The following is a 25,918-nucleotide window of genomic DNA, read 5'->3' on the forward strand; positions in this document are numbered from 1 at the left end:
GCCTCATCCCCCGATGGCATGGGTTGGATCGTCTGTCCTCGCGTCCGCCGCCTTCGATTTCGCCCCCGTGTCCGCTTCCATGCCGATCCGCCGCCGCTTCTGGAACGGGACGGACTCGATGACGCCGGTGAGGAGCGCGGAGGCGCGGCCGCCCGAGGCCTCGACCCGATCGACGAGGCGGTCCACCGCCTCCACGTCGGCGGCCTCGAGGCCGCGGCCCAGGGCGTAGGTGAGCAGCTTCTCGGCCAGGCAGCGCTCGAACTCGCGGCGGTGCCCGTCCACCAGGACCTTCTTGAGCCCGCGGACGCCGTCGAACGCCTCCCCCGTGACGAGCTTGCCGGATGCGTCAATCTTCTGGTTCCGCTCGGCCTCCCGCCAGCGGCCCAGGGCGTTGAAGTTCTCCAGGGCCAGGCCCAGGGGGTCCATCCGGTTGTGGCACGAGGCACACGAGGCCGATTCCCGGTGGATGGCCAGCGTCTCCCTCAGGGTCAGCGGCTTGCCCCCCTTGCGGGCAGAGTCCTCGAGCGGGGGGATGTCCGGCGGCGGGGGCGGGGGCGGCGTCCCGAGGATGTTCTCCAGGATGAACAGCCCGCGCTTCACCGGCGAGGTCCGGTCCGGGTTCGAGGTCACGGTCAGCACCGTGGCCTGCGTCAGCACGCCCCCGCGCGGGCTCCCGGGCGGCAGTGGCACGCGCCGCATCTCGTCCCCCTTCACGCCCTCGATCGCGTAGAACTTCGCCAGCCGCTCGTTGAGGAAGGTGAAGTCCGCGTCGAGCAGGGTGACGAGCGGGCGGTCGTTGCGGAGGACGTCCTCGACGAGCATCTCGGTCTCCCGCCGCATCGCCTGGCGGAGGTCGCGGGTCAGCTCCAGGTCCTTGAATCGCCTCGAGGCCGACGCGAAGGCGGCGCGAGCCTCCTTGATCTCGGACTTCTCCGCCTCGGTCAGCTCCTCCGGCGGCTTGCGGTTGAGCTCGCGGAAGCGGGCCCGCTTCTTCTCCGCGTCCGGCTCGCGGACGAGGTCGCGGCCGGCCACCGCGACCGAGTTGATCAGGACCGAGTCCACGTCGCGAGCCTGCAGCCACTGGCCCACGAAGTGGCGGAAGAACTCCGCCGACTTCGGGCTCGCCAGCATCCGCCGGACCTGGTTCGTCATGTCCTTGCGCAGCCCGTGCGAGGCCGCCAGTCGAAAAAGCTCGTCGTCGGGCATCGACGACCAGAGGAAGTAGGACAGCCGCGTCGCCAGGGCGTATTCGTCCACGAGCGGATATCTCGCCGACGAGGCGAGGTCGACCCACTCCTCGCGGAAGAGGAACCGGGGCGAGGCCAGCGCGACGGTGAAGGCCCGCGCGATCCCCGCCTCGAAGGTCCCGCCGGGCACGCCCCAGCCGGTCTCGGCCGCGGCGACCAGGCCGTCCACCGTCGCGTCATCCGCCGGGCGGCGGAAGGCCCGCGAGGCGAACGGGCCGAGGATCTCCCGGGCGTACGCCCGGCGCCCGGCGAGGTCCGCCGGAACGTCGCGCGGGAAGAACCTCGCGTAGTCGGCGGGCCTGACGAAGTGGCTCTCGTCGAACGGCCCCCGGACCTTCACGTCGTCGATCCGGAGCGCCAGCGAGCGGACCTTCTCGGCGGCCGGCGGAAGGGGCTCGACCCGGACCGTCAGCTCGTGCGGCCCGGCGGTCAGCTCGCGGTCCGCCTCGAACCGATACGTCCGCCCGTCCTGCCGCGTGAAGTCCTTCCGGTGCAGCTCCGCGCCGTCCAGGGTGAAGACCATCCGGCAGCGGTTGGCGTCGAAGACGCCATCCACGAACCGCTCGGTCGCGGCCAGGTCCAGGACCAGCCGGTACTTGCCCGCGTGCTCGGCCTGGAAGGTCGTCGCCACGGAGGCCGGCTCGTAGTAGGAGAGCGAGAGCGGCCCATTCGGCGCGGGCCTGGACCGCCCATCATCCTTGTCCTTGTCCGCTCCCCGGCGGAAGGCCCTCCCGGGGATGACGTGCTCGGCGACGACCTTCGAGGACACGGGGACGGCCCGCGCCACGATCGTCCGCGCGGCCGCGATGTACTTCTCCAGCAGGAGGGGCGACATCGTCAGGACCTCGCCGATGTTGTCGAAGCCGAAGCCGGTGTCGTCGGGCGGGAACTCCTCGGCCGTGTCATAGTCCACGCCGATCAGGTCGCGGACGGTGTTCCGATACTCGATCCGGTTCAACCGGCGGACCGTCACCCGACCGGGATCCGGATCGGCCGGGTCGATCTCCAGCGCCGAACGCTTGATCCAGGCCTCCAGCGCCTTCACCTCATCGGCCGAGGGCCTCGGCTCGCCGGCGGGGGGCATCAGCCCCGCCCGGACGTTCTTCAGGACGCCCAGCCAGAGCTTGCCGTCGCGGAGCAGGGGGGATCCCGCGTCGTCGCCGCCGTCGAAATTCACGCCCCCCTTCTTCAGGCCGGCGGCATGGCAGGCCCCGCAGTATTCCGCGAGCACCGGCTTCGCCTCGTCCGCGAAAGTCCTCGCCCGCTCGAGGTCCCGCGGCGACGGCTCCGCGGCGAGGGCCGCGCCCCGGGCCATCGCCACGAGCAGGACGAGCCGCCCCAGATCCGCTCGGATCGGCCGGTGTCGATGGCTGGGGGCAGTCATGGGCAACACCGGAGGCTGGAGGATGGAGAGGTTTATCGGGACCGCGAGGAGCCGGGGCAGGATGGGCGCCATCCAGTTTAGGCGACAATGGCGCCCTCGACGACCCGGACTTATGGTTTTTTAATCTCCGATCATCGGCGGTGGGGCGAGATCGAGCGGCAGATAGACCGGGACGACCGGCGCATCGGCCTCGGAGACGAGGGATGGCGCGGCGAAGCCGCCGGAGTTCACGATCCGGGAGATGCCCAGGTACGTCCCCTCGGCGGAGAGGCCCGCGAAGACGACGACCGACCGGGCCTTCGCCTTCGCCAGGGGATTGACGCAGGCCGCGGCGACGGCCGTCCTGGGGTTGGCGAAAGTCCGGTTGCCCAGGTGGACCGAGGCCGGGCCGAACCGGACGGGCAGCAAGGCGTGCGATGCCGCCAGCCGCGCGGCCACCTTGTTGGTCGCCGGCCTGCCGATCAGCAGCAGGTGGTTGGCGGCGAGCTCCTCCTCCGTGATCTCGGCGTCGGACCTGATTGGCACGAGGATATTGGCCCACCGCGCCGCCAGCTTCTTCTGGAGCAAGCTCGCGGCCTCGCGCTGGGCGTCCGACTCGGCGAGGGTGCCATACACGATGAGCGTGGCGTCGAGCTGCCGCTCGAAGCCGCCCACGGGCCAGAACTGGTTCAATCGCCAGTGGTCGTACGCCGCCCCGCCGAGCGACCTGAGCGCCTCGTCGAAGTCGAGGCCCATCCCGCCGCCCCCGAGCCAGAGGTCCTTCGCGCGGCCGAAGGGCGAGCCCTTGGCCTTCTCGGCGGCGGCGAAGAACTCCGCGGTGGTGACCGGCCGCCCGGCGTGGCCGCGGCCGAACTCGTCCATGAACGGCAGGAACGTCTCGTCGCCCATCGCCTTCCGGAGCGCGGCGAGGACCAGGACCCCCTTGCCCGCGGCGATGTCGTACCATTCGTCCGAGCGGAGATCGGGATGGATCGCCGCCAGCGGGATGTCCCCGCCCCGGCGGACGACCGCCGTGAGGTAACTCGAGATCGGCCCGAAGAGTGCCAGGCCGATCGCCTCGCGGGCCTCGTCGTCCGGATCGGTCGCCTTGCCGCCTTCCGCGGCCTGCTTGCGGTAGGCCAGCTCGAGCGCCACGATCCGCTCGTAGCCGGAGAAGGCGGAGGCGAGCCAGAGGTCGGCGTCCCCCTCCGGGAGGATCGTGCCGTGCCAGGCGGGCGTGTGGTCCCGCCCGCTGATGTCGGGCCGATCCCCGCGCCCGCCGCTCCCCCGGGCGAGGTCCACGGCCGCGGCCGGGACGGGGCCGGGGCTGGTGGCGGCCGGCTTCGGATCGGCCACCCGGATCAGCGTCCAGTCGTTGGGCACCAGCGGGGGCACGTCCGGGTAGAGCCGGCGCTGGGCGTCGGTCGGCTCCCAGAGCCGGCCCATCGGCGAGGCGAACCGGGCCCACGAGGTCATCTCGCGGGCGAGGTCGGTCGTCGTGAACTTGGCGTCGAGCGACCGCGCCGCGGCCAGCGGCGGCGTCGTGAAGGCGAGGAAGCCGAACGACTCGTCGATCCTCGTCCTGTTCGCGTCGAAGAGTTTCAGCCAGGTGCGGTCACGGTCGTGAGGATGGAAGACCGGGTCGGCCGGCCGGCCCTCGAGCGAGGGCTCGGTCTCGAGCCGGACCTGCAAGTCCTTGGCGTTGTTGCAGCCCCAGTAGAAGCCCGGCGTGCCGCCGAACCACTCGCCCTTGCTGCTCCGCCAGAGCTTCGATTTGTGGGTCCCGAGCTCGAACATGGCGATCTCGTTGGTCTTCGTGTCGGCGAGCAGCCATTCGTTCGAGTAGAGCCCGTTGTTCCCCTCGCCGAGGATCTTCACGGCGCCGTCGATCGAGTCCGCGTACTGGACCGCCCGACGGATCCGGTCGACCAGGGGGATCCCCTTCGGGTCGAACTTCGTCTGGCCGATGGTGGTCTCGCAGGCGACGAGCCCGGCGTCGTTCATGTAGTAATCGAGCCCGCTCATGAGGCCGCCGGGATAGGTCTGCATCACCACGCGGTGCCCCCGCGCCGGCGTGATGTCGAGCCAGACCTTGTAGTGGATGGCATGAACGAGATTCCACATCGTGATGTGGCCGAAGACGACCTTGCCGTCGGCCGTGGCCGGCCCGGTCGCGGCGAAGGCGCTGCAGTGCGATTCGGGAGCCTTCCGCGTCGTCCCCTCGGCGGGCTCGCGGAACCGCTTGCCTTCGAGCCCGGTCGCGGTGGCGTCCAGGGCGTCGTCCAGGAACGTGGTCTCGATGTCCGCGTTCACGGTCGCGATGTCGAGGAGGTCGAGCGGCCGGCCCTGGAACTTGGCGCCGGCCGCGGCGGCGCCGTCGGCGATGCCCTTCATCTCCTCGATGTATTCGGCCCCGATCCCGCGGAGGAAGAGCGCATCGGCCATGAACCTCAGGTCGCGCCAGCCACCGGCCGGGTCGGTCCGGCTGCGGTACTCGGCCAGGCCGTCGATCAACTTGACGATCTCCGGGGCGAGCAGCCGGCCGTGCTGATAGCCGCGGTCGTAGGGCTCCCCCTCGACGTGGACGACGACGAACCCGGCCTGGGGATACCGATACCCCGGGCCATACCGCTGCACGCCCGCCGGATCGGGCCGGAACTCCCGGGCCCCGGCCGCCAGCTTCACCGGCGAGGGGGTGGTGTTCGCCCCCGGCGCCGGGGAAGGCGCCGGCTCATTCGCCGCGACGGCCGCGAAGGTCGTCAGCCATCCCGAGAAAACGACGATCGTCCGCGAGAGCTTCGCCATGGACTCGCCCCGTTCCTTCCGCTCGCCGGTGCGGCCGCCGGCATGGGTATCATCAGGAGGTGAGAGGGCCCTCATTCTAGGAAACACCCGCCCGCCGCGGAAGCCCCCGGGCCTCGGGACCTCGGGGCGTGTTCCCTTGACCCATGACTGGGAGCGCGGCATCCTTGCCGTGGAAAGAGCCCTGGTGCTCAGCGGTGGAGAGCGAAGCCGTGGTCGATCCATCCGAAGGATTGGGAATGACCCTCAAGGAACTGCATGAGCTCCTCGGCGAGCCTACTGACTTCATGATCTCAAGCCGAAGTGAACGACAACCGATGATCTGGCGGTATGGTGAAATCGAGTATCACTTCGGGCCGAGCGGCCGTGTGTGGCTCGTCTACACCGAGGACGACGACGGCAATCCGAGGGTGCTTGGCCTCCGGCTTGCCGAGGGATAGGCATCACCACCTGACCTCGCGCCGAGTCGGATTCTGGTATCATGAGGCTGGTCGCGTTATGGAGTCGGTCCATCCGGGCTGATGTGAGAGGAAGTTGCCATGACAACGCTGCTGGAGAAGGCCTTCGCTGAGGCTGCCAAGCTGTCCGAGGACGAGCAGGTGGTGCTGGCGAAGCGGCTCCTGGCCGAACTGGAGGCTGAGGACGACTTCGATAGAGCCATAGCCCGATCTGCTCATAAGCTCGCGGGGCTGGCGGCGGAGGCCCTCGCCGAGCATCACGCCGGCTTGACCGAAGAACTCGACCCCGACCGCCTATGAACTCGCGCACGACGCGACGCTTCCGTGAGCTCTTCGCGGCCTTGTCTGCCCACGTCCAGCGGCAGGCCCGGGACGCGTATCGATTGTTCCGCCAGAACCCGGCACATCCCGGCCTCCACTTCAAGCAGGTCCATACCGATCCGCTCCTCTTCTCGGCCCGAGTCGGGATCAGTTACCGTGCGGTCTGCGTGCGTGAGGGCGATACCGTCGTCTGGTTCTGGATCGGCTCCCATGCGGCGTATGACAACCTCCTCGCTCAGCTTTGAATGGTCTCGTTATTGCCTATTCTCGCTCGAGCCTGATCATGGTTGATGGCCTCGTCATCGCACTCGCCGTCTTCACCCTTGTCGCCGTGACCCGGCGGCTCCATCCCGCCCGGCCGATCCCGGTCGTCATCCTGACGGGGCTATCCGCGGCGTGGACCTGGGCGAACCTCCGAGACCCCGGATGGGAGGAGGTTTGGATTGAAAGCGCCCCGAGGGAGTTGAACCCCATCACGAGGGCCCTGTTCTATCGCGGATGGCCGCTCGCACCGTTCATGCTCTGCATCATTCACGGCAACCGATTTCGACCCGACGGATTCGAATCGTGGGCGATGGTCATCGACCGGCTGGTCCTCCTCGCCGCCCTCTGGCTCGCCCGGCTCGGATGCGATCGATTGGCCATACGCAATTGCGATCATGTCGGAAAGTAATGGGATAAGGAACGTGGGAGCGAACATCTTCCTCTACTGCCCGGCCGGCGTGGAAGGCCCCTCCCGGAGCGACCTGGAAGAGGAGCTGGAGGCGTTCTTCGGCGGGGCCGCCGCGGACTGCGGGGCGGGCACCGGCCGCGGCGGATTCCACCTCGACTTCGAGTTCGCCTCAGGCCAGGACCCGCATGCGTGGGCCGACCGCCTCGGGTCGTTCCTGGCCGGCCTGGGCGTGCGCCCGGGCACCTACTTCGACGTGTTCCCGGACGGCTACGAGCCGGGCGGCGAGTGGCGGCGAGTGGAGGTGTTCGGGGCGGATGGGCGGCGGACCGATCGCCCCGGCGGGTAGGCTCTCCGAATCAGGCTGCGCTCGACCTGGCGCCGACCGAACGGATAGAATCGAGGTACGAAAGGACCCGAACCGATGACGATCCGCCTACCGCCCGACCTGGAGCGCTCCATCGAAGCCGTCGTGAATTGGGGCCGGTACGCGTCCGTCGATCACGCCATGGCCGAGGCTGCTCGACTCTTGCTCCGCCGTGAAAGCCAGCAGCGACAGCCGACCGGAACGGCCGGCAATGCGGGCCTCGGCTCGATCGGGGCCCTGCGTGACGATGCCGACCTCCTCGACCAGGCCGTCAAGCATGCCATGAAGGTCAGGGAGGAGCGGCCGTGGAGGCTGTCCGGCGTTGAATAGAGCCTTGCTCGACACCGACATCTACTCCGAGATCCTCAAGGCCATCGACAAGACCGTCACCCACAACGCAACGGCCTACCGACAGGCTCATCGCCGCCTGACGTTCTCGGTGATCACCGTGATGGAGATCATCCAGGGCCTGAAGAAGGCCGGAGCGTCGCCGAAGCGCATCCAGGCGTTCCGCGACGCCATAATCCCCGAGGAGATCCTCCCATTCGATCAGGACACCGCCCGACCTTGCGGGCCTGATCGCCGGCGACCTTGACCGCTTTGGCCGTCCAATCGGCCGTTGCGACCCCATGATCGCCCCGGTGGCCATCCTCCATGGGCTGGATCTCGTCACCGGCAACACTGCCCACTACCAACGTGTCCAGCAACTCGGCTACCCATTAACCCTCGCGAACTGGCGGGTCTAGCTAGATGGGCGTGGATTTCACCGCCATCGGCGAGCACGACCTCGATCTCGGTTCGGGTTTCGACCCGAATTGGATTGCCCGACGTCCCGGGTTTGGGCCGGCGGTTCAATGGACTCGCGAGTTTCTCCTGGCGTCCAATCCCGCCTATCGGGACGATGAGCCGTCCTGGGGGCTGGAGTACAGCCTCCGAGTCCTCCGCCTGCCTGGCACGTTTCGCATTCGATTCGGCCGCCGGCTCTTCCTCGTGGACCACATCGCTCGATGGCACACGTTCTTGACAGATCCCGTCGCACGCACGGTCCTTCGGGGAGCCGTCCAAACCGTCGCCGATGTCCTCGATTCCTCGGGGCTCTACTACTTGCCCGATAGCAGCTTTGCACCTTCCCTCGCTATCGATCGCATCTGGGACGACGGTTCCCTGGAAGATGTCCGAGCCGACCTGGACCGCGGCTGCGGCCCCCCCTCGCTTGATCTGGACGTCCTCTATCAAGAGGATTTGAGCGAAGCGATACTTGAGACGGGGTACTTCTACGAACCCCGTCCCGCGAGGACTACGATTCATCTGGGGAGTGGGGCGAGCAGCGACTGCGGGAGAGCTGGTATGAGTATTCCCACGGCTGAAACGCAGTCCGCCACGGCCACTCACCTGGTCGTCACGGACGATACCCTGAGCATCGAGCTGTCCGATGGTCGCTCGATCGCCGCACCGCTGGGCTGGTATCCTCGGCTGCTTCACGGCACTCCCGAGGAGCGGGGCCGTTGGCAACTGATCGGCCAGGGCCGCGGCATTCACTGGCCCGATCTCGACGAAGACATCAGCGTCGATGCCCTGCTGGCCGGTCGACCATCGGGAGAGAGCCAGGCATCCTTCAAGCGATGGCTCGACCAGCGGATCGATTCCATCCCGAAGCCCTCCTAGCCGCGACCGGCAGCCGTCTCCGCCCCGCCGCGATGCTCTTACCTTCGGCTCAAGGGAAATGGGCGATCCGATGCGAATCAGCCCCAGCACCGACGATCCCCTCCCACGGTGGATCCTGGTCGCCTGGGGCCTGATGGTGTCCTTCCGCCTGGTCGCCCTGCCGCTCTCGCTGGCGAGTTCCATCGGCGCCCGCCGATACGGCCTGCCGTCTTCCCGCCGCGGCGCTCCCGGGGAGCGGCTGCGGCTCCACCCCGGCCACCCAAGGCTGTAACCAGACGCGGCGTGTGGTCATCTCGCTCGCTGATAGGTTGCCATCTCGCGAGGGACCTCGCGCACCAGGTCGGCGCCGATCAAGAATCGGTTTCTCAGCTCGGGGTAACGGTCAAAAGCCTCTCGGAGTCGAGGGCCGACTCGATGGAAGTCTTCGCCGGGGTTATCAAGGCCGAGGGTCAGGAAGATCTTGGTGGCGCCGGTCGGCTGCTCCAGGACATCCAGGATTGACGCCGACCTCACCGCCCCGTCGTCACGCCATGCGGCGACAATCTCGTCTCGAAGTGCGGGCGGGACCGTCTGCGACGGCCGCCATTTGATGCGTACTTCCTGCGTCAGCGCATATCTCCCCGTCGCCACATCGACTGGCACAAGGACGTTGATACGCCTCGATCGACCGAACAGTCGGGAGAAGAGCCCCATGACGAATCCCCATTCCGTCGCCGAACGACCAGGCCCGGCGGACAGGCCCACCGAGCAGGACCTCGATCCTACCGCGCCGCCACACGGTTGATCCCTCGCCCGGCGCGAGTTAGGCTCGTCGGAGTAACCCTCCTCCCGGACCACGACTGGTACCGGGGCACGGCACTCCCCACACCATCCCTCCTGGGAGGACCGCCGATGACGCCTTCCGAGACGCTCAGCCGCCGTCGCGTGCTCGCCGCGAGTGCGACCGCCGCCACCTTCACGATCGTGCCCCGCCACGTCCTGGGCGGGCCCGGGCACAAGGCCCCCAGCGAGACGCTCAACGTCGCCGGCATCGGCGTCGGCGGCATCGGCAGCCACGACGTCAAGGAGCTGTCCACCCAGAACATCGTCGCGCTCTGCGACGTCGACCGATCGATCCTCGAGGGCCAGGCGAAGCTCTACCCCAAGGCTCGAATCTACTCCGATTACCGCAAGATGCTCGACGCCCAGAAGGACATCGACGCGGTGACCATCGCCACGCCCGATCACTCGCACGCCATCATCACCATGGCCGCGCTCCGCGCGGGCAAGCACGTCCACTGCCAGAAGCCGCTGACCCACTCGGTGTACGAGGCGCGGGCCGTCGGCAAGGCCGCGCGGGAGGCGAAGGTCGCCACCCAGATGGGCAACTACGGTCAGGCCTCGGAGGAACACCGCCTCATGGCCGAGCTGATCTGGGCGGGCGCCGTCGGCACCGTGCAGGAGGTCCACGCCGGCTCCAACCGCTACCCGGCCATCTCGCCCCGCGGCATCCCCCGCCCCAAGGACACCCCGCCGGTCCCGGCCAACCTGGACTGGGACGTCTGGGTCGGCCCCGCGCCGATTCGTCCCTACCACCCGAGCTACCATCCGTTCGCCTGGCGCGGCTGGTGGGATTTCGGCTCGGGGGTCCTCGGCGACATCGCCTGCCACGAGCTCTCCCCGGTCTTCAAGGCGCTCAAGCTCCAGGACCGCCATCCCGACTGGGTGGAGGCCTGCTCCTCGAACCATCAGCTCCCGCCCGAGGTCCGCCAGGAGTCGGCGCCCATGGCCTCGATCACGCGGTGGCACTTCGCGGCCGGCTTCGACCGCCCGGCGCTCACGATCACGTGGTGGGACGGCGGCCTCAAGCCGGCTCGCCCCGAGGAGCTCGAGCCCGACGCCCCCTTCGCCGAGGGCGACTGGATGATGATCGTCGGCGACAAGGGCAAGATGCTCCGCCACGAGCTCATCCCGGCGCGACGGGCCAGGGAGTTCGGCCCCCCGCCCCGCGTCCTCGAACGCTCGCCGGGCCATTACGTGGAGTGGATCAACGCCTGCAAGGGGGGCCACGCCGCGGGGTCGAACTTCGACGGCCACGCGGCCCACCTCGCCGAGGTCGTCCAGCTCGGCAACATCGCCCTCCGCACGCCGGGACGGCTCGCCTGGGATCCCGTCGGCCTGAGATTCACCAACTCGGCCGCGGCCAATGCCCTGGTGAACCCGCCCTATCGAAGCGGGTGGTATCTCTGACGAGAATCTCGAGGAGCCGTCCGATGAAGAGGCTGGGAATCCATGTCGTCGCGATGTTCCTGATGATCGCCCCGGCCACGGCGCGGGGCGACGAGCCGAAGTTCGTGCCGCACCGCATCGGCCACTTCCGGTCGGAGACGCTGGCGGCGGCCGACTTCAACAACGACGGCAAGCCCGACGTCGTCGCGGGCGAGCTCCTCTACCTCGCCCCCGACTTCCGCCCGACGAAGATCCGCACGCTCAAGGGCGAGGTCGACGAGCAGGGCAAGGGCTATCGCTGGGACTTCATGAACGAGGCGCTCGACGTCGACGGCGACGGCAAGCTCGACGTGGTCGCCTGCGACTGGTTCCAGAAGCACGCGACGTGGTATCGCAACGTCGGCACGGCCGCGGCCGCCGGCGAGTGGCCCGAGGCCCTGATCGAGGCGAACGGCAACTTCGAGTGCGGCCAGCTCGCCGACGTGGACGGCGACGGCAAGGCGGAGGAGGTCGTCCCCTCCGTGCAGCGGACCGTCTGGTACGAGCGCGTCCGCGACCCGGCCGGCAAGGCCGGCTTCGCGGTCCACGTCGTCTCCGACAAGCTCTACGATTACGGCGTCGGCGTGGGCGACGTCAACGGCGACGGTCGCCCCGACTTCATCCGCCCGGGCGCCTGGTACGAGGCCCCCGCCGACCCGCGTCACGGCACCTGGACCGAGCACCCCCTCTTGCTCGGGGATCGCGAGCAGAAGGTGGCCCAGCATACGCCCCAGATCTTCGTGATCGACGTCAACGGCGACGGCCTGAAGGACCTGATCACGTCGTCGGCCCACCGCTACGGGATCTTCTGGTACGAGCAGGTCCGCACCGGCAACGCCATCTCATTCAAGCAACACCTGATCGACGATTCCTGGACCCAGGCCCACAGCCTCGCGCTCGGCGACCTCGACGGCGACGGCGTCCCGGAGCTGATCACCGGCAAGCGTTTCATGGCCCACAACGGCGGCGATCCCGAGGAGGACAAGCCGCTGGGCGTCTACTACTACACGCACACCCGCGGCCCGAACCCGACCTGGACCCGGCACGCGATCTCGCAGGACGCCGGCATCGGCTCCGGCCTGAACATCCCGGTCCTGGACATGGACGGCGACGGCGATCTCGACCTCGTCGTGACCGGCAAGTGGGGCGGCCCCGTCTGGTTCGAGAACCGATCCCGATGACGGCTGACGCCCGGGCGTCGAGGCGGAGCCTTCCTGGCGTTCACCGCAGCCCCCCACGACCGCCGACGGAGCGATGGCCGCTACCCGACGAACGTCCGCCGTTCGCGGCCCCGGGCTTCGCGCCGGTCATGAGCCATCCGCTCGTCCGCGTGATCGAGCCGATCCAACACGCGGCCATGGAGACCGTGCCGGTGTCACCCCGTCGCGACGCACTGGAAGACCTCCTCGAGCGGCTTGCCGAAGACCTGCGCGATCCTGAACGCCACCTCCAATGACGGCGAATACTTGCCGCCCTCGATGGCGTTTACCGTCTGCCGGCTCACCCCGATCCGTTCGGCGAGCTCCTGCTGCGTCATCTCGGCGTGCGCGAACCGGAGCGCCCGGATCTGATTTCGAATCACCATCACATCCCCCGCCGGTAGTAGACGATCCGGAGGATGAATCCCAGCACCTCGGACAGGAACAGCGAGAGGAGCAGCAGGTGTGCGATCCAGACGTTGTCGATGGAGAAGACCATGCCCGTGATCGCGAAGAGGATACCGGCGGCGAGTAGCCAGGACGAGTTGTTCTCCGCCCGCCATCCGATCAGCCGGTCACGCTCGTCTCGCCCCTCGGGACGGCTGGCGATCGCCACCGCGGCGTGCCCCACCACCAGGAAGATCACCATCAGCACGACCGACACGGCGAACAGAGGAGCGTAGGCGGGCAGGATCCTGACGCCTGCCGCAAGCATCCGCCCGGCGACGAAGAAGTAGGCACCAAGCCCGACCACCGTGCCGACCAGCTGAATCCAGACGCTCTTCTCCTCGAATGAAGCATTCATGCGGCCCCCTCGTCTGTGTCATGTTTTCCCGACTTCGTGTCAATTCTATTTGACACCGTCGCGAAGTCAAGTATTCTTGACACGAGCCGATCGGCCCGGCGGGGGGCGGCGTCCCGCCTCGCGGATCAGGCGGAGGATTTCGAGCAGGGCCGCCTCCTTGAACCGCCGATGCCGCAGGAGGAGGAACAGGCCGTGCTCAGCCTCTCGCCAGGCCGGCGGTGCCGTAGCCCTCGCGATACTCGCGGCGGACGAAGCGGTTGGCCTCTTCCAGGTTGGTGACCTTGAGGGCGTCGGCATCCCAGGCGAGGGCCTTGTTGGGGAAGCGGGTGGAGAGGCAGCCGAGGAGGACCATCTCGGTCAGCGGGCCGGCGTACGAGAACGGGGCCGAGGTCTTGCCGTTGCCCCGGCAGGCCTCGACGAACTGGAGGTAGTGATCGTCGCCCTGGGGCTGGGGATACTTGTATGCGGCGAACCGGTCGGCGGGGAGCAGGACGGGGGCGTCGATGTAGGGGGAGTACAGGACGCCCTCGGTGCCGACGTAGATCGAGCCCTGGTCGCTGAGCGGCCCCTTGCCGACGAGGGACGCGACCTCGGCCGGCGGGCGGCGGTCGCCGTCGTACCAGGTGAGGGTCGGCTTCTCGATCGTGTGCGCGGTGGCGGGGAACGTGTAGCGGACGACCGAATCGAGCCCCCAGCTATGCCGGTTGGGGGCGCCTCCGGTGGAGTAGACCTCGACGGGGGCCGTGAGCCCGAGCGCGCCGAAGACCGGGTCCAGGATGTGGCAGCCCATGTCGCCGAAGGTGCCGGTGCCGAAATCGAGCCGCTTCCGCCACTCGCCCGGGTGATACCAGCCCGCGATGAACGGCCGCGCGGCGGCGACGCCGAGCCAGCCGTCCCAGCTCAGGCCGGCGGGGACCGGGTCGACGCGGTCGGGGCGCGGGGCGGAGTCTCCCCACTTCTTGCCGCTCCAACTGTGGACTTCCTTGACCCGGCCGATGGCGTGGTCCTGGATGATGGCGACGACCGCCTTGTGCACCGGATGGGAGTGGATCTGGATGCCCATCTGGGTGACCAGTCCCTTCTCCCGGGCGAACCGGGCGAGCTGCCGGGCCTCGTAGACGGTCTGGGCGAGCGGCTTCTGGGTGTAGACGTTCAGACCCCGCTCCATGGCCCGCATGGTGATGGGGGCGTGCATATGATCGGGGGTCGAGATGTTGACGGAGTGGAGGTCCTTCTCCTTGTCGAGCAGCTCGCGGTAGTCCTGGTAGACGCGGATGCCGGGGAACCGCTTCTTGACCTCGGCGGCCCGGTTGAGGTCGACGTCGGCGACGGCCACGAGCTTGAGGTGGGGGCTCGCGGTGAGCGACTCGATGTCGGCGAAGGCCATCCCCGAGGCGCCGAAGCTGGCGTGATTGAGGGTCTCCGAGGGCGCCGCGGCGTAGCCCCGAGAGACATAGGGGAAGGCGAGACCGCCCGCCATCAGCTTCAGGACGGAGCGACGGTTCAGCGACGATTGACGCATACGAGGAGCCCTCCAGCCGGAGCACGAGTCGAGAATCAAAGAAATGTTAAACGGTGTGACTGAGGATCGCAACGGGGAGGATCGGGCCGGCCGAAGATGCGGGGATCCGCCCCTCTCTCGCGCACGGTGTCGATTCCCGCCCGGTCCGTTCGACTGAGAGGGTGAGAGCCCGGCGCGAGTCGATGCCGGGCATGACCCCGACGAGGCTGCCTGGAAGGAGGTCCCGATGCGATACGTGTGCCTGGGATTCATCGACGAGGCGAAGTTCGCCGAGATCCCGCCGGCAGACGCACGGCGGATGATGGAAGAGTGCTTCGCCTACGACGACGAGCTGCGGCGGGGCGGCCATTTCGCGGGCGGGGAGGCGCTCGATTCGGCCCGGAACGCGGTCACCCTGAGGATGAAGGAGGGCAAGGTCGAGGTCACCGACGGCCCGTTCGCGGAGACCAAAGAGATGCTCGGCGGGATCCTGCTGCTGGAGGCCCGGGACATGAACCACGCGATCGCGCTGATGTCCAGACACCCGGGCGTGCGGATGGGGCCGTTCGAGATCCGGCCGGCGAACGAGGCGATCAACCGCCTGATCGCCGAGCGGGATGCGGCGGTCGCCGGAGAAAAGTGAAGGCCCATCCGGGAGGAGCGCGCCCGGTCACCGATTCGCTCGCCGTGCCGACGGGGCGAGGTTGTCTTCTGTCTTGATGATTCGAGCCGGGGCGGCGCACGGGATGGGTCGGAGGAAGATCGGTCCTCCTCCCCCTCGAACCTGGCCGTGGCGCCTCCCGGTCCGCCGGTCGGATCGCATGCGTTCGGCCGGCCGGAAGTCGGCCCGCGGGCTTGCTCTGGAGTGCTTTCGGCCCGCAACCCGGGCGATCGAATCAAGGATTTTCGTCGGGCGGCAGGCCCAGCAGCTCCCTCGCGGAGGTCACGACGGCGTCGAAACGGCGGTCTTTGTGATTCAGCTTGTGGACCGGCGCATGCGGCAGTATCTCGCAAATTTCCTTCTGGAGGGTGGCGGCAGGGGTTTCGGGGTCGGCGGCGGCGCGGCCGGCAAGCGCGGGGAGCGTGTGCCACCGGACGGGCACCCGCTCCCAGATCTCGCGAACCTCATGATCGGCCTTCAGAAGATATGCAAATGTATAACAAATTGTCATATAAGGATAAAAAAAGCAGTCGCGGCCCTGGGCGGGGTCGACGAACCACGTCGTATCCCTCCGGCGCAACGCCATGCTGAAGCGGATGTAATCCCGAATCTTGACGTTGTAGACCGCCCTCTTCCAGTTCGCCCAGCATCGTGGGGTTCGGAAATAATCAACGAAGAGATCGCACCAGTGGGAGACGAGGGGGTTGTTGGCCTCGGATGACGACAGGAACCAGGATGGCAATACCAGGTTAGGGTCACCCGAGGAGTGGAAGGCGAAGAAGCCCGCCGGCGACGTCAGCTCATCAACCCAGTCGGAGAGGGGGGCCATCGGCAAGACCGTGGAGTCCACCCAGACCCCGCCGTGCTCCTTCAGGCACACCAGTCGAATGATGTCGGATTTGATCTGCGGAGTGACCTTGTGCTGGCGCACTCCGACCCTGTCCAGGATGCTCTCGGCTTCCGCATCTTCGATGACGTGCAGCCTGCGATCCGGATTGAGATCCTCCCAGAGTCGGAAGATGCGTTGCACGTGCCTCGGGGCCCTTTCTCGCCCCTGGAACCAGGCCGTCCAGATGGTCGATTTGTCCGCTTCGCGATTCATCCTCGGCTCCCCGCCAGATGCAGGCTGGACATCGAGATCGGGCTCGTGACACAAGATCGGCGACCGATGGACGCCGGGTTGGCTTGCAGGCGGCCTGCGGGGTGGCGGGACGGACGAGGCGGACGACGGCGTCGATCGGGCCGGGGCCCGTGACGGCCCGCGCGAGCGTGGTGATGTCGTTCGTCCGGGCCTCGAAAGCTCGCGCGCCGCCCCCGGTGTCGCGCTGGCTGTCCCTCGGCACGCTGAAACAACATATGCGGTAAACTCGCGAGTGATGCCGAACTTACCAGGGGGGGAGTTGGGGGATCGCGGTGCCATGGCATGCGGCTTATGGGAGAGACTCTAAGCAAATGCGACGGCGGGGGCAAGGGGATCTCCGATCAACGACAGCTCGGCCGCCCGCGCTTCATCGGGACACCGGGCCCTTCGATTCGAAGCGACCGCGCCTGATGCGGTCGTTCGAGGGGCGACGGCCCGCCCGGGGGCCGCGTGGCGACCCGCGGGGACGTTCGAATCGCCCCATCGCGGACCTTCCCCGGCCGAGGCCGGGCGGAGCTACGGGGCGGCGGCCGCGTGGGCCCGCGTCTCGGGGCCGCGGCCGGCCGTGGGGGGCGCCCCCTGCGCGGCCGGAGTCCCGTCCTGGCCGTCGGCCGGGCGGACGGCGCGACCCTTGATCTTGAGGGAGGCGTCGCCGAGCTCGTGCTGCATGGCGTCGCCCAGGGCCCGGAGGCGGGCGACGACGTCGGGGTGGGACGCGGCGATGTTGGTCGTCTCGCCGAGGTCGTCCTTGAGGTTGTAGAGCTCCAGGCCGACGGGGAGCTTCCGATACTTGCCCGGGATGCCGCCGCGGCCGGGGGCCTGGCCGTTCATCGTCTGTGACTGGTGGGGGAGTAGCAGCTTCCAGTCGCCGCTGCGGATCGCCTGGAGGCTCCCCCCGTACCAGATGAAGAGGGCCTCGTGCGGGCTCCGCGCGCCGGGCGAGCCCAGGAGGAGGGGCGAGATGTCCTTGCCGTCGATGGGGAGCGGCGGCGGGCTCGCGCCGGCGATCGCGGCGAGGGTCGGCAGCAGGTCGATGGTGGCGGCGACCTCGCGGCAGGTCGAGCCCGCCGGGATGTGGCCGGGCCACCGGGCCGCGAACGGCTCGCGGATGCCCCCCTCGAAGCTCGTCCCCTTGCCCTCGCGGAGCGGGCCGGCGGAGCCGGCGTGGTCGCCGTAGCTCAGCCACGGGCCGTTGTCGGCGGTGAAGATCACCAGGGTCCGGCCGTCGAGCTTCAGCTCCTCGAGCGTCCGGAGGATGTCACCCACGCCGGCGTCGATCTCCTCGATCACGTCGCCGAAGGCCCCGCGCCTGGTCCGGCCGGCGAAGGCGTCGGAGCGGAAGAGGGGCACGTGCGGCATGCTGTGCGCCAGGTAGAAGAAGAAGGGCCGGTCCGCGTGCTTGCGGATGAACTCGACCGCCCGCCGCGAGTAGGCCCCCGTGAGCGACTTCTGGTCGAGGGCCGTGACGTCCGCGTCGATCACGCGGTCCCCCTCGATCATGGGCAGGTTGGGGAAGTCCTTCGGCGCCTCCGGATGGTGGGGCCACATGTCGTTGGAGTAGGGGAGGCCGAGGTACTCGTCGAACCCGTGATGGGTGGGGAGCTGGGAGGGGAGGCATCCCAGGTGCCACTTGCCGGCCATGCCCGTGGCGTAGCCCCGCGCCTTGAGCACCTCCGCCAGGGTGGTCTCGGCGTGCGAGAGCCCGACCTTCATCTTCGGCCCGAGGGCACCTCGGATCGAGACTCGCTCATGATAGCACCCGGTCATCAGGGCGGCCCGCGAGGCGGAGCAGACGGCGCTCGAGACGTAGAAGTCCGTGAGCCGGACGCCCTCGCGGGCGATGCGGTCGATGTTCGGCGTGGCGTATCCCGTCGCGCCGCTGAACCCGAGGTCGCCGTAGCCGAGGTCGTCGCAGAAGATCAGGACGATGTTCGGCGGCGGTTCGCCCCCCCGAGCGGGGGCCGGGCCCGGCAGGCAGCAGGAGCCTGCGAGGAGCAAGAGGAAGGCCGCCGCCCGGCCGTATGGTCGCGTCGCGCTGGTCATGGTTCGTCGCCCTCGCCGTCGGATTGCACCGCCACGGGCGACATTGTCCGCCATCCCGGGGGCAGCGCCAACGGCCGGACGTCGATCGATCGGCGTGGGCCCGGCGCCCGGCCCCGCGCGGGCCGTCCCCGCGCGACCGGGAGTCGATCGTCGATGATCGCTATTGATTGATAATCGATCGATACAATCTACAATTTTCGTCCGCTGTCGACTTGAATCCTCTCTGTTGACCTGAAATAATGGTCTCGACGCCAGCCCGTCCGCCTCCCGAATCGAGCAGCCTTTCACCCCGGCATGGACTCTCGGGGGCGGAATTTCGAGCGGCCCCCGGGTCCCCACCCGGGCCGCTCCTCGGAAGCGAGTCTCCCTCCTCATTGGGATAGGTCACGCGTTCTCGCGAGTTGCGCCGCGGCCCGGGCTTTTTTCCCCGGGCGGCCGGAGACTCGCGCGGGAGGGCCGGCTCAATGAGAAGGGCATCGACGTGCGATCGGGCCATCGGGATTCGGGGCAAGGAGCCCGATCGCCCCGCTCGCCGGGGGCTGATCGGGGCGATCGCGTGGATCGCCCTGGGCACGGGCATCGGCACGGCCACGGTCGCCGGCTGTGGCCACCCGGACGCGGGCTCGATCGACCTGACGGCCGCCAAGCAGGCCGCCGCCGGCTCCGGCCGGAAGATGATCGAGCCGGGGTCCCTGAAGGGGCGCGGCCGCGGCCGCGCCCCCGGCCAGTCGCGGGCCAGCGACGAGGCCCCCAGGCTCGCGCCCTCGGGCCGGGCCGCGCCCAGGCATTGATCCGAGATCGACCTCACCCCGTCCCGTCCCGTCCCGTCCCGTCCCGCTTGCCGCTCCGCGGTCGGCTCGCTTCGTTTCTCCCAATCAAGAGGACTTGGCCCATGAGGTATCGTCACGCCCGCCGCCCCGCCCGGCCCGGCTTCACGCTGATCGAGCTGCTCGTCGTGATCGCGATCATCGCCGTCCTGATCGCGCTCCTGCTGCCGGCCGTGCAGGCGGCCAGGGAGGCGGCCCGGCGCGCCCAGTGCACCAACAACCTGAAGCAGATCGCCCTGGCCACGCTCAACTACGAGGCGAGCAGCGGCTGCTTCCCGCCGGGGCACTACTTCACCCGCTATTCCTGGGGCTGGTATTACGGCTCCAACGTCTTCGTCCAGTTGCTCCAGCACTTCGAGCAGCAGGCCACCCACAACGCGTTCAACTTCTCCCTCAGCTCGTACGACGCCCCCAACCACACCGTGGCCGGCGCCGCGCTCTCGGTCCTCTGGTGCCCGAGCGACGCCGCGGCCTCCGAGCGCTTCCCCATCGACGCCGACCTGCAGAACTTCTACGGGCCGCCGGCGGCGGGATTCGCCGGGGTGACCTTCTCGAGCTACGCCGCCAACAACGGCCCGTGGATCCTCTACTTCGACATCTCGGATCCGGGCATGGACCCGGCCGTCGTGGCGCCCGGCTATCGGGCCTGGGCCAATAGCACGCGCGGGGTGATCTTCCCGGGCTCGTCGATCCGGCTGGGGGCGATCACCGACGGGACCAGCAACACGTTCGCCTTCGGGGAGCATGCCCACGGGATCCTCGCGCCCGGGGATCAGAAGACGAGCCAGCACTGGCATTCCGGCTGGTGGGGCGACACCCAGTTCGACACGATCAACGCGATCAACGCCTACAGGACGCTCCGCCGCGAGATCGCGGCCGGGGCCTGGTGGATCCCCCTCCGCTCGGCCTCGAGCTTCCATCCCGGCGGGGCCAACTTCGCGTTCTGCGACGGCTCGGTCCGATTCCTCAAGGAGTCGATCGATACCTGGCCGATCGACGTGGACAACGGCGCCGACCCGGTCGGGATCGCCTACGGGCCGGACTACGGCGAATACCGCTGGGGGGCGGCGAAACCCCGCGTCTACCAGGCGCTGTCCACCCGCGACAACGGCGAGGTGGTCGGCGGCGATTCGTACTGAGCAGCCCCCCGGGCACGGCCGGGCGCCCGGCCGTGCCGCCGCCTCGCTCGAAAAATCCGTGTAAGGGTCCCGCCCCGGTTGTGTAGAACCGAGTGGATGAGGAAGGAGGACCCTGAGATGGAAGAGCCCCCCGCCACGCGGTGCTCGCTGATTATCAAGCTCCGGGACCCGGCCGACACGGCGGCCTGGCGGGAGTTCGTGGAGATCTACGAGCCCTTGATCCACCGGCTGGCCCGCCGCAAGGGGCTCCAGGACGCCGACGCCCGCGACCTCGGCCAGGAGGTCTTCCGCGCCGTGGCCGGGGCGGTGGACCGCTGGGACCCGTCGCTCGGGCGGTTCCGCGCGTGGCTCTCGACGATCGCCCGCAACCTGCTGATCAACTTCCTGACCCGGGGGCGGGCCCAGCCCCGGGGGAGCGGGACGACCAGCGTGCAGGACCTGCTCGAGGCCCAGCCCGCGGCCGACCCGTTCGCCACGGCGATCTTCGAGGACGAGCACCGCCGCCGCCTCTTCCGCTGGGCGGCCGAGGAGATCCGCGGCGAGTTCACCCCGGCCACCTGGCAGGCCTTCTGGCAGACCGCCGTCGAGGGCCGCAAGCCGGCGGAGGTCGCCGACGCGCTCCGGCTCTCGATCGGATCGGTCTACGTCGCCCGCAGCCGGGTCCTCGCCCGTCTCCGCCGGCGGATCGATCGGCTCCGGGTCGACCCCGAAACCCCGTCCCTGTCCGACCGCCCGGCGATCCCGATCGCGAAGGAAGGAGGAGCCTCGTGAAGGTCCGATGGAACCCCTGCGACGCCAGCCGGCTCGGCCTGCTGGCCGTGGACGAGCTCCCGCCCGGCGAGGTCGCCCGGCTCGAGGAGCACCTGGAGAACTGCCCGCGCTGCCGCGACACGCTCGACCGGATCGTCGGCAACGACCCGTGCGCCGAGGAGGCCCGCCGATACCTCGACGACCAGGATGAGGACCCGGATGAGGAAGGGCTCGCCGGCCGGGGCGCGGCCCTCTCGCTCGACTTCCTCGCCCCCTCGGACTGGCCGGACTCGATCGGCCGGCTGGGGACCTACGAGGTCAAGGGCTTGCTCGGCACGGGCGGCATGAGCGTGGTCCTGAAGGCGGTCGACCCGGCGCTCGGGCGGGTGGTGGCGATCAAGGTGATGACGGCCTCGCTGGCGAGCTGTGCCGCGGCCCGGCGGCGGTTCTTCCGCGAGGCGAAGGCCGCGGCGGCCGTCGTCCACGAGCACGTCGTCGGCATCTTCGCGGTCTCCGAGGCGGCCGGGCTCCCCTTCCTGGTGATGGAGTACGTCCCCGGCCGGTCGCTCCAGGACCGGCTGGATGCCCTCGGCCCGCTCCCCGTCGTCGAGGCCCTCCGGATCGGCATGCAGACCGCCTCGGGGCTCGCCGCGGCCCATGCCCAGGGGCTCGTCCATCGCGACGTCAAGCCGGCGAACATCCTCCTGGAGGACGGGGTCGAGCGGGCCCGCCTGACCGACTTCGGCCTGGCCCGCGCCGCGGCCGACGCGGCGATGACCCGCAGCGGGGTCGTCGCCGGCACGCCCCATTACATGGCCCCTGAGCAGGCCCGCGGCGAGGCCGCCGACCCGAGGGCCGACCTCTACGGGCTCGGCTCCACGCTCTATTCGACGCTCGCCGGCTTCCCCCCGTTCCGGGCCGAATCCCCCCTGGCCGTCCTCCGCCGCGTCTGCGACGACGAGCCCCGGCCGCTCCGCGCCATCAACGCGGAGGTCCCGGAATGGCTCGAGGCGATCATCGCCAGGCTGATGGCCAAGGACCCGGCCCGCCGCTACCAGTCCGCCGCCGAGGTCGCCGAGCTGTTCGCGGGCTGCCTGGCCCACGTCCAGGAGCCGATGGATTCCCCGCTGCCGGACGGCCTGGAGGCCCGGCCCCCCCGACCCAGGCTGATCGCCGGCGCGACGCTTGCCCTCTTCCTGACGGCCGCCGCCGCGGCCGCATCGCTGATGCCCTGGAAGGCACGAGTCGCCGGGCCGCCGGCCCCCCCGCCTGCCGCGCCGGTCCGGGGCCAGGGCCAGGGCCGGGCGTTCGCGCCGAGGGTGGCCCGCCCCGACGCCGGCCCGGACGAGTTCCAGCGCCTGCTCGACGAGGCCAGCCAGCAGGCCCAATCCCTCGAGGCCGACCTGCTCGCCCCGCGACAACCCAGCCCGGACAGCCTCTCCGATTTCGGCTCCATCCTCCTCCTCCAGGCGGAGGCCCTGGCGCGAGAGCTCGTCCCGGCTCGCCCCGCGACGACCCCTGATGTACCCCGTGGTCCCGCAATCAGTCCCAGTCCCAGTCCCGTTATCGATGACAGGAGATGAACATGCCCTTGCAATCCTTCTGGTTCCGCAGCGTCGTGGCCGGACTCTCGATCGCGCCCCTGGCCGCCTGGGCGTCGGCCTACGCACCGTCGTTCGCCCAGGAGCCCGCCCGGGCGTCCTCGTACGTCGGCACCGGCTCGCGTGCCGACACGACGGCCGTGGTCGTGGGCGATGGCCATGAGCTGCGGTCCGTGACGACCACCGGGCCGGCCGGCGGGGTCACGTTCAACGGGAGCAGCGATCTCTACCAGGATTCAGAGGGCCGCTACAAGATCGCGACCTGGCCCGCGAGCCTGGCCAGGAACAAGGCGTCGCTCGAATTCACGGCGAAGGAGAACGCCATCGCACGCCAGGCGGAGACCCTCGCCCGGGAGCTCGAGTCCGCCGAGAGCGATACGAAGCGGGCCGAGATCAAGTCGAAGCTGGGCGAGGCCCTGGGCAAGCAGTTCGACCTCCGCCAGGAGAAGCATCAGAAGGAGATCGAGGCCCTGGAGGCCCAGGTCAAGAAGCTCAAGGACCTGGTCGAGAAGCGGAAGGAGAACCGCTCCGAGATCATCTCCCGACGGCTCGATCAGATCGTGAGAGAGGCCCAGGGGCTGGGGTTCTGAGCGCTCCTCGACGGCGGGCGCGGTGCCATCGCGGCGACCGCGCCCGCCGTTCAGTCCTTCATGACCGACCGGAGAGGAGGAGCGAATCGCGATGACCGGACCCGTTACGGCCTGCATGCTCCTCCTGGTGACGGCCACCGGCATCGCGCAGCGATACATCCCGGGCCTCGTGGCCCGGTCGGTCGTCAAGCTATCCGATCCGGCCCTCGAGTCCGGCACGGGCTACTATAACGCCTTCGGCTCCCAGTCCTGAAGGTGACGCGTGAGGCGGACCACCTCGTGCTCGACGACGGCGGCCGGCTGGTCAACGTCTTCGTGCCCCTCTCGGAGACGCGGTTCGAGGCCGAGGATGCCGATCGCGGCTTCACCCTGATCCGGGGCGAGGAGGGCAGGGGAGGAGTCACCGGGATGACCCTGCGGCTGCTCGCCGACGAGATGCCCGCGGAGAGGATTGCCCCGCTCCTTCGACCCATCCAGCCCGGGCCCGATCCCTCTCCGGAGCTCACGCACAGGGTCGAGGCCGTGCTGAAGGCGTTCGCCCGCGGGGGCAAGGCCGTGGAGGATGTCGAGGGCGTCGCGGCCCAGGCCCGCAAGGACTATGCCCGCGGCCCCGCGCCGGAGCCTGCCGGGATCGCACGCCTCGCTCTCCTCGCGGTTCGGGACGTCTCGGGCCGAGGGATCGTCCGGCATGGGGCCGACGTGGCTCGGGTCCTCGCCTATCGTATCTTCGGCGAGGGGGAGCCCCGCCACGTCCCGGTGTATGTCACGGCCGATGGCCATGTGACGGACCGGGACGTGGTCACGGAGTAGTCGACGCCCGAGCCGGCACCATGCCGATCGATCCGTCACCGAAGATTCACCCCTTCTCGCCCGGCACCGCGCCGGCCCCCTCGGCCCGGGCGGGCTTGCCGGGGGCGAAGGAATCGCAGCCGCTGTTGCCGGAGACCCGCAGGTCATAGGTCTTCAGGTCGTGGTGGATGCAAAGGCCCATCGTGTTGTCGGCGAGCGAGGCGTCCGGCTCGATCTGCCACATCTTGCAGTCCTTGCACTCGCCCCAGTGAGAACCGGCATGGCCCATCGGAATGCCCCTGGTCTTGAGAGGAACGAATATCACGATCGACGCCAGGATGACATGGCAAACCGCGCGCCATGCTCGACGTATGGAGCCGGTTTTTGTACCTCCCTTCCGGGCCCTCGGGACCCTCGTGCCTCGGGACGATGTCGAGGGCGCATGAAGGCATTTCAGGGATCGCATGGGTCCGTTCTCGAAATTGCAAATGAGAGGTCATTGATGCGGATGGGTCATCGTGTGAGGTTCGCGGCGTGGGTCCTGCTCGCGTGCCATGGCGTGTTGAAGGCCGACGACGGCACGACCAGGGCACGCCTCGAGTCGATCGAGGCAGGGCAGGCTGCTGCCGCGAGCCGCTTCGAGAGGGAACGTCAAGGCGATTCGACCGAGGCCGCTCGTAGGGCGGCAAACGAGCGGCTGGAGAGAGAGACGAGGCGAAACCTGGAAGCCGCGATCGAGCTGGCTCGCACCAATCCCGAGGATGCCACCTCATTCGAGGCCCTCAAGTTCGTGGTCCAGAACCACCAGCCCTCCCTGGGCGACATGACTGTACGGGCCCTGCAACTGATGCTCGATCAGGGTGATGAGCGCCGGCCGGGCCACGCCTCCTACCTCTTCCAGGTCGCCCTCGGGCTCTGGCAGTATCCCGATGCCGAGAGGTTGCTCCGTCGCATCCTCGATCGAAATCCGGACCGCGCCGAGCGTGCGGCCGCCTGCTACTGGCTGGCACGCCATCTCACGTCGCAGGCCCGGATCAGTCGTCGGTTGCGAGGGAAGCCGGAGGGGCAGAAGGACTTCGAGGGCCACCTCGCCGCGGAGCCGATCGGCCGGTTCGTCCAGGAGAAAGATCCTGCTGCCCTCGACCGAAAGGCCGAGGAACTTCTCGAGCGTGCGAGCGACGAGTTCGGGGACGTGCGACTCCCCGGGAGCACGCAGACCATCGGCGAGGTCGCCACGGGCGAGTTGTTCGCGGCTCGGAACCTCAACATCGGCCAGGCGGCGCCGGAGATCGTGGGCACCGACCACGAGAGCAAGCCCTTCAAGCTGAGCGAGACCCGAGGCAAGGTCGTGGTGCTGACCTTCACGGGGAGTTGGTGCGGCCCTTGCGTCGCCATGTATCCCCTGTTCCGAGAGCTGCTAACGATCCACAAGGGCCGACCCTTCTCCATCGTCAGCGTCGATACCGACACCGACGTCCAGGCTCTGAAGAAGGCCATCGATTCCGGCAAGATCACCTGGCGATGCTGGTGGGACGGCGGCATGGACGGACCGATCGCGAGACGCTGGGGGATTGCTTCGTTCCCTCGCATCTTCGTGCTCGATCCCCAGGGCGTGATTCGCTTCAAGGATGTGCGGGGCGATGACCTGAAGCGGGCCGTCGCGGGCCTGCTCGATGTTCCAGAGACCGTCAAGCCACGATGAGGATCGGCCGGTATACCCAGACCTGGGCGG

Annotated in this window: 29 protein-coding genes; 20 read left to right on the forward strand and 9 right to left on the reverse strand. The window is 69.0% G+C overall.

Features of this window, described 5'->3' with window-relative positions:
- Positions 1-3: 3 nt before the first annotated feature.
- Together G6O54_RS12070 and G6O54_RS12075 are read right to left on the reverse strand one after the other, a co-directional pair.
- Positions 4-2,631 carry a DUF1588 domain-containing protein gene (locus G6O54_RS12070; RefSeq protein ID WP_165225315.1) on the reverse strand — a complete coding sequence of 876 codons (2,628 nt, stop codon included), beginning with the start codon at positions 2,629-2,631 and terminating at the stop codon, positions 4-6.
- Positions 2,632-2,751: 120 nt separating this feature from the next.
- Positions 2,752-5,415, reverse strand: coding sequence for a C45 family autoproteolytic acyltransferase/hydrolase (locus G6O54_RS12075; RefSeq protein WP_165225318.1), 2,664 nt, complete (start codon positions 5,413-5,415; stop codon positions 2,752-2,754).
- A 164-nt stretch (positions 5,416-5,579) separates the two neighbouring features.
- Between G6O54_RS12075 and G6O54_RS12080 the strand changes: the two genes are divergently transcribed.
- The 9 genes from G6O54_RS12080 (at position 5,580) to G6O54_RS12120 (ending at position 9,164) form a co-directional block, all read left to right on the forward strand.
- The gene (locus G6O54_RS12080; RefSeq protein ID WP_165225322.1) at positions 5,580-5,852 is read left to right on the forward strand and encodes a hypothetical protein; all 273 of its coding nucleotides are present in this window, start codon (positions 5,580-5,582) and stop codon (positions 5,850-5,852) included.
- Positions 5,853-5,951: 99 nt separating this feature from the next.
- A complete protein-coding gene (locus G6O54_RS12085; protein ID WP_165225326.1) occupies positions 5,952-6,170 on the forward strand; it encodes a hypothetical protein in 219 nt (72 codons plus the stop codon).
- On the forward strand, positions 6,167-6,436 hold the full coding sequence (locus tag G6O54_RS12090; RefSeq protein ID WP_165225329.1) for a ParE family toxin-like protein: 270 nt from the start codon (positions 6,167-6,169) through the stop codon (positions 6,434-6,436). The genes G6O54_RS12085 and G6O54_RS12090 overlap by 4 nt, the downstream gene beginning before the upstream one ends.
- Positions 6,437-6,474: 38 nt before the next feature.
- The gene (locus G6O54_RS12095) at positions 6,475-6,864 is read left to right on the forward strand and encodes a hypothetical protein (RefSeq protein ID WP_165225332.1); all 390 of its coding nucleotides are present in this window, start codon (positions 6,475-6,477) and stop codon (positions 6,862-6,864) included.
- 13 nt (positions 6,865-6,877) lie between these two features.
- Entirely contained in the window at positions 6,878-7,210 is a 333-nt protein-coding gene (locus G6O54_RS12100; RefSeq protein ID WP_165225335.1) for a hypothetical protein, read from the forward strand.
- Positions 7,211-7,285: 75 nt separating this feature from the next.
- Complete coding sequence (locus G6O54_RS12105; RefSeq protein WP_165225338.1) at positions 7,286-7,558, forward strand: ribbon-helix-helix domain-containing protein; 273 nt, start codon at positions 7,286-7,288, stop codon at positions 7,556-7,558.
- Positions 7,551-7,823: a PIN domain-containing protein gene (locus G6O54_RS37860; RefSeq protein WP_250846850.1), complete on the forward strand. Its 273-nt coding sequence runs from the start codon at positions 7,551-7,553 to the stop codon at positions 7,821-7,823. Before G6O54_RS12105 ends, G6O54_RS37860 begins: the two co-directional genes overlap by 8 nt.
- A gap of 752 nt (positions 7,824-8,575) precedes the next feature.
- A complete protein-coding gene (locus tag G6O54_RS12115; RefSeq protein WP_165225340.1) occupies positions 8,576-8,893 on the forward strand; it encodes a DUF2442 domain-containing protein in 318 nt (105 codons plus the stop codon).
- Positions 8,894-8,963: 70 nt separating this feature from the next.
- Positions 8,964-9,164 carry a hypothetical protein gene (locus G6O54_RS12120; RefSeq protein WP_165225342.1) on the forward strand — a complete coding sequence of 67 codons (201 nt, stop codon included), beginning with the start codon at positions 8,964-8,966 and terminating at the stop codon, positions 9,162-9,164.
- A gap of 17 nt (positions 9,165-9,181) precedes the next feature.
- Here the strand turns inward: G6O54_RS12120 and G6O54_RS12125 are convergent, their stop codons facing one another.
- Entirely contained in the window at positions 9,182-9,637 is a 456-nt protein-coding gene (locus G6O54_RS12125; protein WP_165225343.1) for a hypothetical protein, read from the reverse strand.
- 147 nt (positions 9,638-9,784) lie between these two features.
- Between G6O54_RS12125 and G6O54_RS12130 the strand changes: the two genes are divergently transcribed.
- Both G6O54_RS12130 and G6O54_RS12135 read left to right on the forward strand, forming a co-directional pair.
- Complete coding sequence (locus G6O54_RS12130) at positions 9,785-11,122, forward strand: Gfo/Idh/MocA family protein (RefSeq protein WP_165225345.1); 1,338 nt, start codon at positions 9,785-9,787, stop codon at positions 11,120-11,122.
- A 23-nt stretch (positions 11,123-11,145) separates the two neighbouring features.
- Positions 11,146-12,321 carry an FG-GAP repeat domain-containing protein gene (locus G6O54_RS12135; protein WP_165225347.1) on the forward strand — a complete coding sequence of 392 codons (1,176 nt, stop codon included), beginning with the start codon at positions 11,146-11,148 and terminating at the stop codon, positions 12,319-12,321.
- Positions 12,322-12,515: 194 nt separating this feature from the next.
- Here G6O54_RS12135 and G6O54_RS12140 read toward each other — a convergent pair whose 3' ends face one another.
- The 3 genes from G6O54_RS12140 to G6O54_RS12150 form a co-directional block, all read right to left on the reverse strand.
- The gene (locus G6O54_RS12140) at positions 12,516-12,725 is read right to left on the reverse strand and encodes a helix-turn-helix transcriptional regulator (protein ID WP_165225350.1); all 210 of its coding nucleotides are present in this window, start codon (positions 12,723-12,725) and stop codon (positions 12,516-12,518) included.
- Positions 12,725-13,144, reverse strand: coding sequence for a hypothetical protein (locus G6O54_RS12145; protein ID WP_165225353.1), 420 nt, complete (start codon positions 13,142-13,144; stop codon positions 12,725-12,727). The genes G6O54_RS12140 and G6O54_RS12145 overlap by 1 nt, the downstream gene beginning before the upstream one ends.
- 196 nt (positions 13,145-13,340) lie before the next feature.
- Positions 13,341-14,666, reverse strand: a complete 1,326-nt coding sequence (locus G6O54_RS12150) for a Gfo/Idh/MocA family protein (RefSeq protein ID WP_165225356.1) — start codon at positions 14,664-14,666, stop codon at positions 13,341-13,343.
- A 226-nt stretch (positions 14,667-14,892) separates the two neighbouring features.
- On the opposite strand from G6O54_RS12150, the gene G6O54_RS12155 reads away from it, so the two are divergent.
- Complete coding sequence (locus G6O54_RS12155; protein WP_165225359.1) at positions 14,893-15,288, forward strand: YciI family protein; 396 nt, start codon at positions 14,893-14,895, stop codon at positions 15,286-15,288.
- 253 nt (positions 15,289-15,541) lie between these two features.
- On the opposite strand, the gene G6O54_RS12160 is transcribed toward G6O54_RS12155, so the two are convergent.
- Together G6O54_RS12160 and G6O54_RS12165 are read right to left on the reverse strand one after the other, a co-directional pair.
- Positions 15,542-16,408, reverse strand: coding sequence for a capsular polysaccharide synthesis protein (locus tag G6O54_RS12160; protein ID WP_165225362.1), 867 nt, complete (start codon positions 16,406-16,408; stop codon positions 15,542-15,544).
- A gap of 555 nt (positions 16,409-16,963) precedes the next feature.
- Positions 16,964-18,490, reverse strand: coding sequence for a sulfatase family protein (locus tag G6O54_RS12165; protein ID WP_165225365.1), 1,527 nt, complete (start codon positions 18,488-18,490; stop codon positions 16,964-16,966).
- Positions 18,491-18,954: 464 nt separating this feature from the next.
- Here G6O54_RS12165 and G6O54_RS12170 point away from each other — a divergent pair, with 464 nt between their 5' ends.
- The 7 genes from G6O54_RS12170 to G6O54_RS12200 all read left to right on the forward strand — a co-directional run bounded on the left by G6O54_RS12170 (position 18,955) and on the right by G6O54_RS12200 (position 24,207).
- Positions 18,955-19,281: a hypothetical protein gene (locus G6O54_RS12170; protein WP_165225368.1), complete on the forward strand. Its 327-nt coding sequence runs from the start codon at positions 18,955-18,957 to the stop codon at positions 19,279-19,281.
- 101 nt (positions 19,282-19,382) lie between these two features.
- On the forward strand, positions 19,383-20,456 hold the full coding sequence (locus tag G6O54_RS12175; protein WP_165225371.1) for a DUF1559 domain-containing protein: 1,074 nt from the start codon (positions 19,383-19,385) through the stop codon (positions 20,454-20,456).
- A 117-nt stretch (positions 20,457-20,573) separates the two neighbouring features.
- On the forward strand, positions 20,574-21,227 hold the full coding sequence (locus G6O54_RS12180; RefSeq protein WP_165225374.1) for an RNA polymerase sigma factor: 654 nt from the start codon (positions 20,574-20,576) through the stop codon (positions 21,225-21,227).
- A complete protein-coding gene (locus tag G6O54_RS12185; protein ID WP_165225377.1) occupies positions 21,224-22,789 on the forward strand; it encodes a protein kinase domain-containing protein in 1,566 nt (521 codons plus the stop codon). The genes G6O54_RS12180 and G6O54_RS12185 overlap by 4 nt, the downstream gene beginning before the upstream one ends.
- A gap of 2 nt (positions 22,790-22,791) precedes the next feature.
- Entirely contained in the window at positions 22,792-23,397 is a 606-nt protein-coding gene (locus tag G6O54_RS12190) for a hypothetical protein (protein WP_165225380.1), read from the forward strand.
- Positions 23,398-23,488: 91 nt separating this feature from the next.
- A complete protein-coding gene (locus G6O54_RS12195) occupies positions 23,489-23,650 on the forward strand; it encodes a hypothetical protein (RefSeq protein WP_165225382.1) in 162 nt (53 codons plus the stop codon).
- Between the two features lie 2 nt (positions 23,651-23,652).
- Positions 23,653-24,207, forward strand: coding sequence for a hypothetical protein (locus tag G6O54_RS12200; RefSeq protein WP_165225384.1), 555 nt, complete (start codon positions 23,653-23,655; stop codon positions 24,205-24,207).
- Positions 24,208-24,253: 46 nt separating this feature from the next.
- Here G6O54_RS12200 and G6O54_RS12205 read toward each other — a convergent pair whose 3' ends face one another.
- Positions 24,254-24,475: a hypothetical protein gene (locus tag G6O54_RS12205; RefSeq protein WP_165225386.1), complete on the reverse strand. Its 222-nt coding sequence runs from the start codon at positions 24,473-24,475 to the stop codon at positions 24,254-24,256.
- Positions 24,476-24,688: 213 nt separating this feature from the next.
- Here G6O54_RS12205 and G6O54_RS12210 point away from each other — a divergent pair, with 213 nt between their 5' ends.
- The gene (locus tag G6O54_RS12210) at positions 24,689-25,888 is read left to right on the forward strand and encodes a TlpA disulfide reductase family protein (protein ID WP_165225388.1); all 1,200 of its coding nucleotides are present in this window, start codon (positions 24,689-24,691) and stop codon (positions 25,886-25,888) included.
- The last annotated feature ends 30 nt before the right edge of the window (positions 25,889-25,918 follow it).

Source organism: Aquisphaera insulae (assembly GCF_011064615.1).
GTDB lineage: Bacteria > Planctomycetota > Planctomycetia > Isosphaerales > Isosphaeraceae > Aquisphaera > Aquisphaera insulae.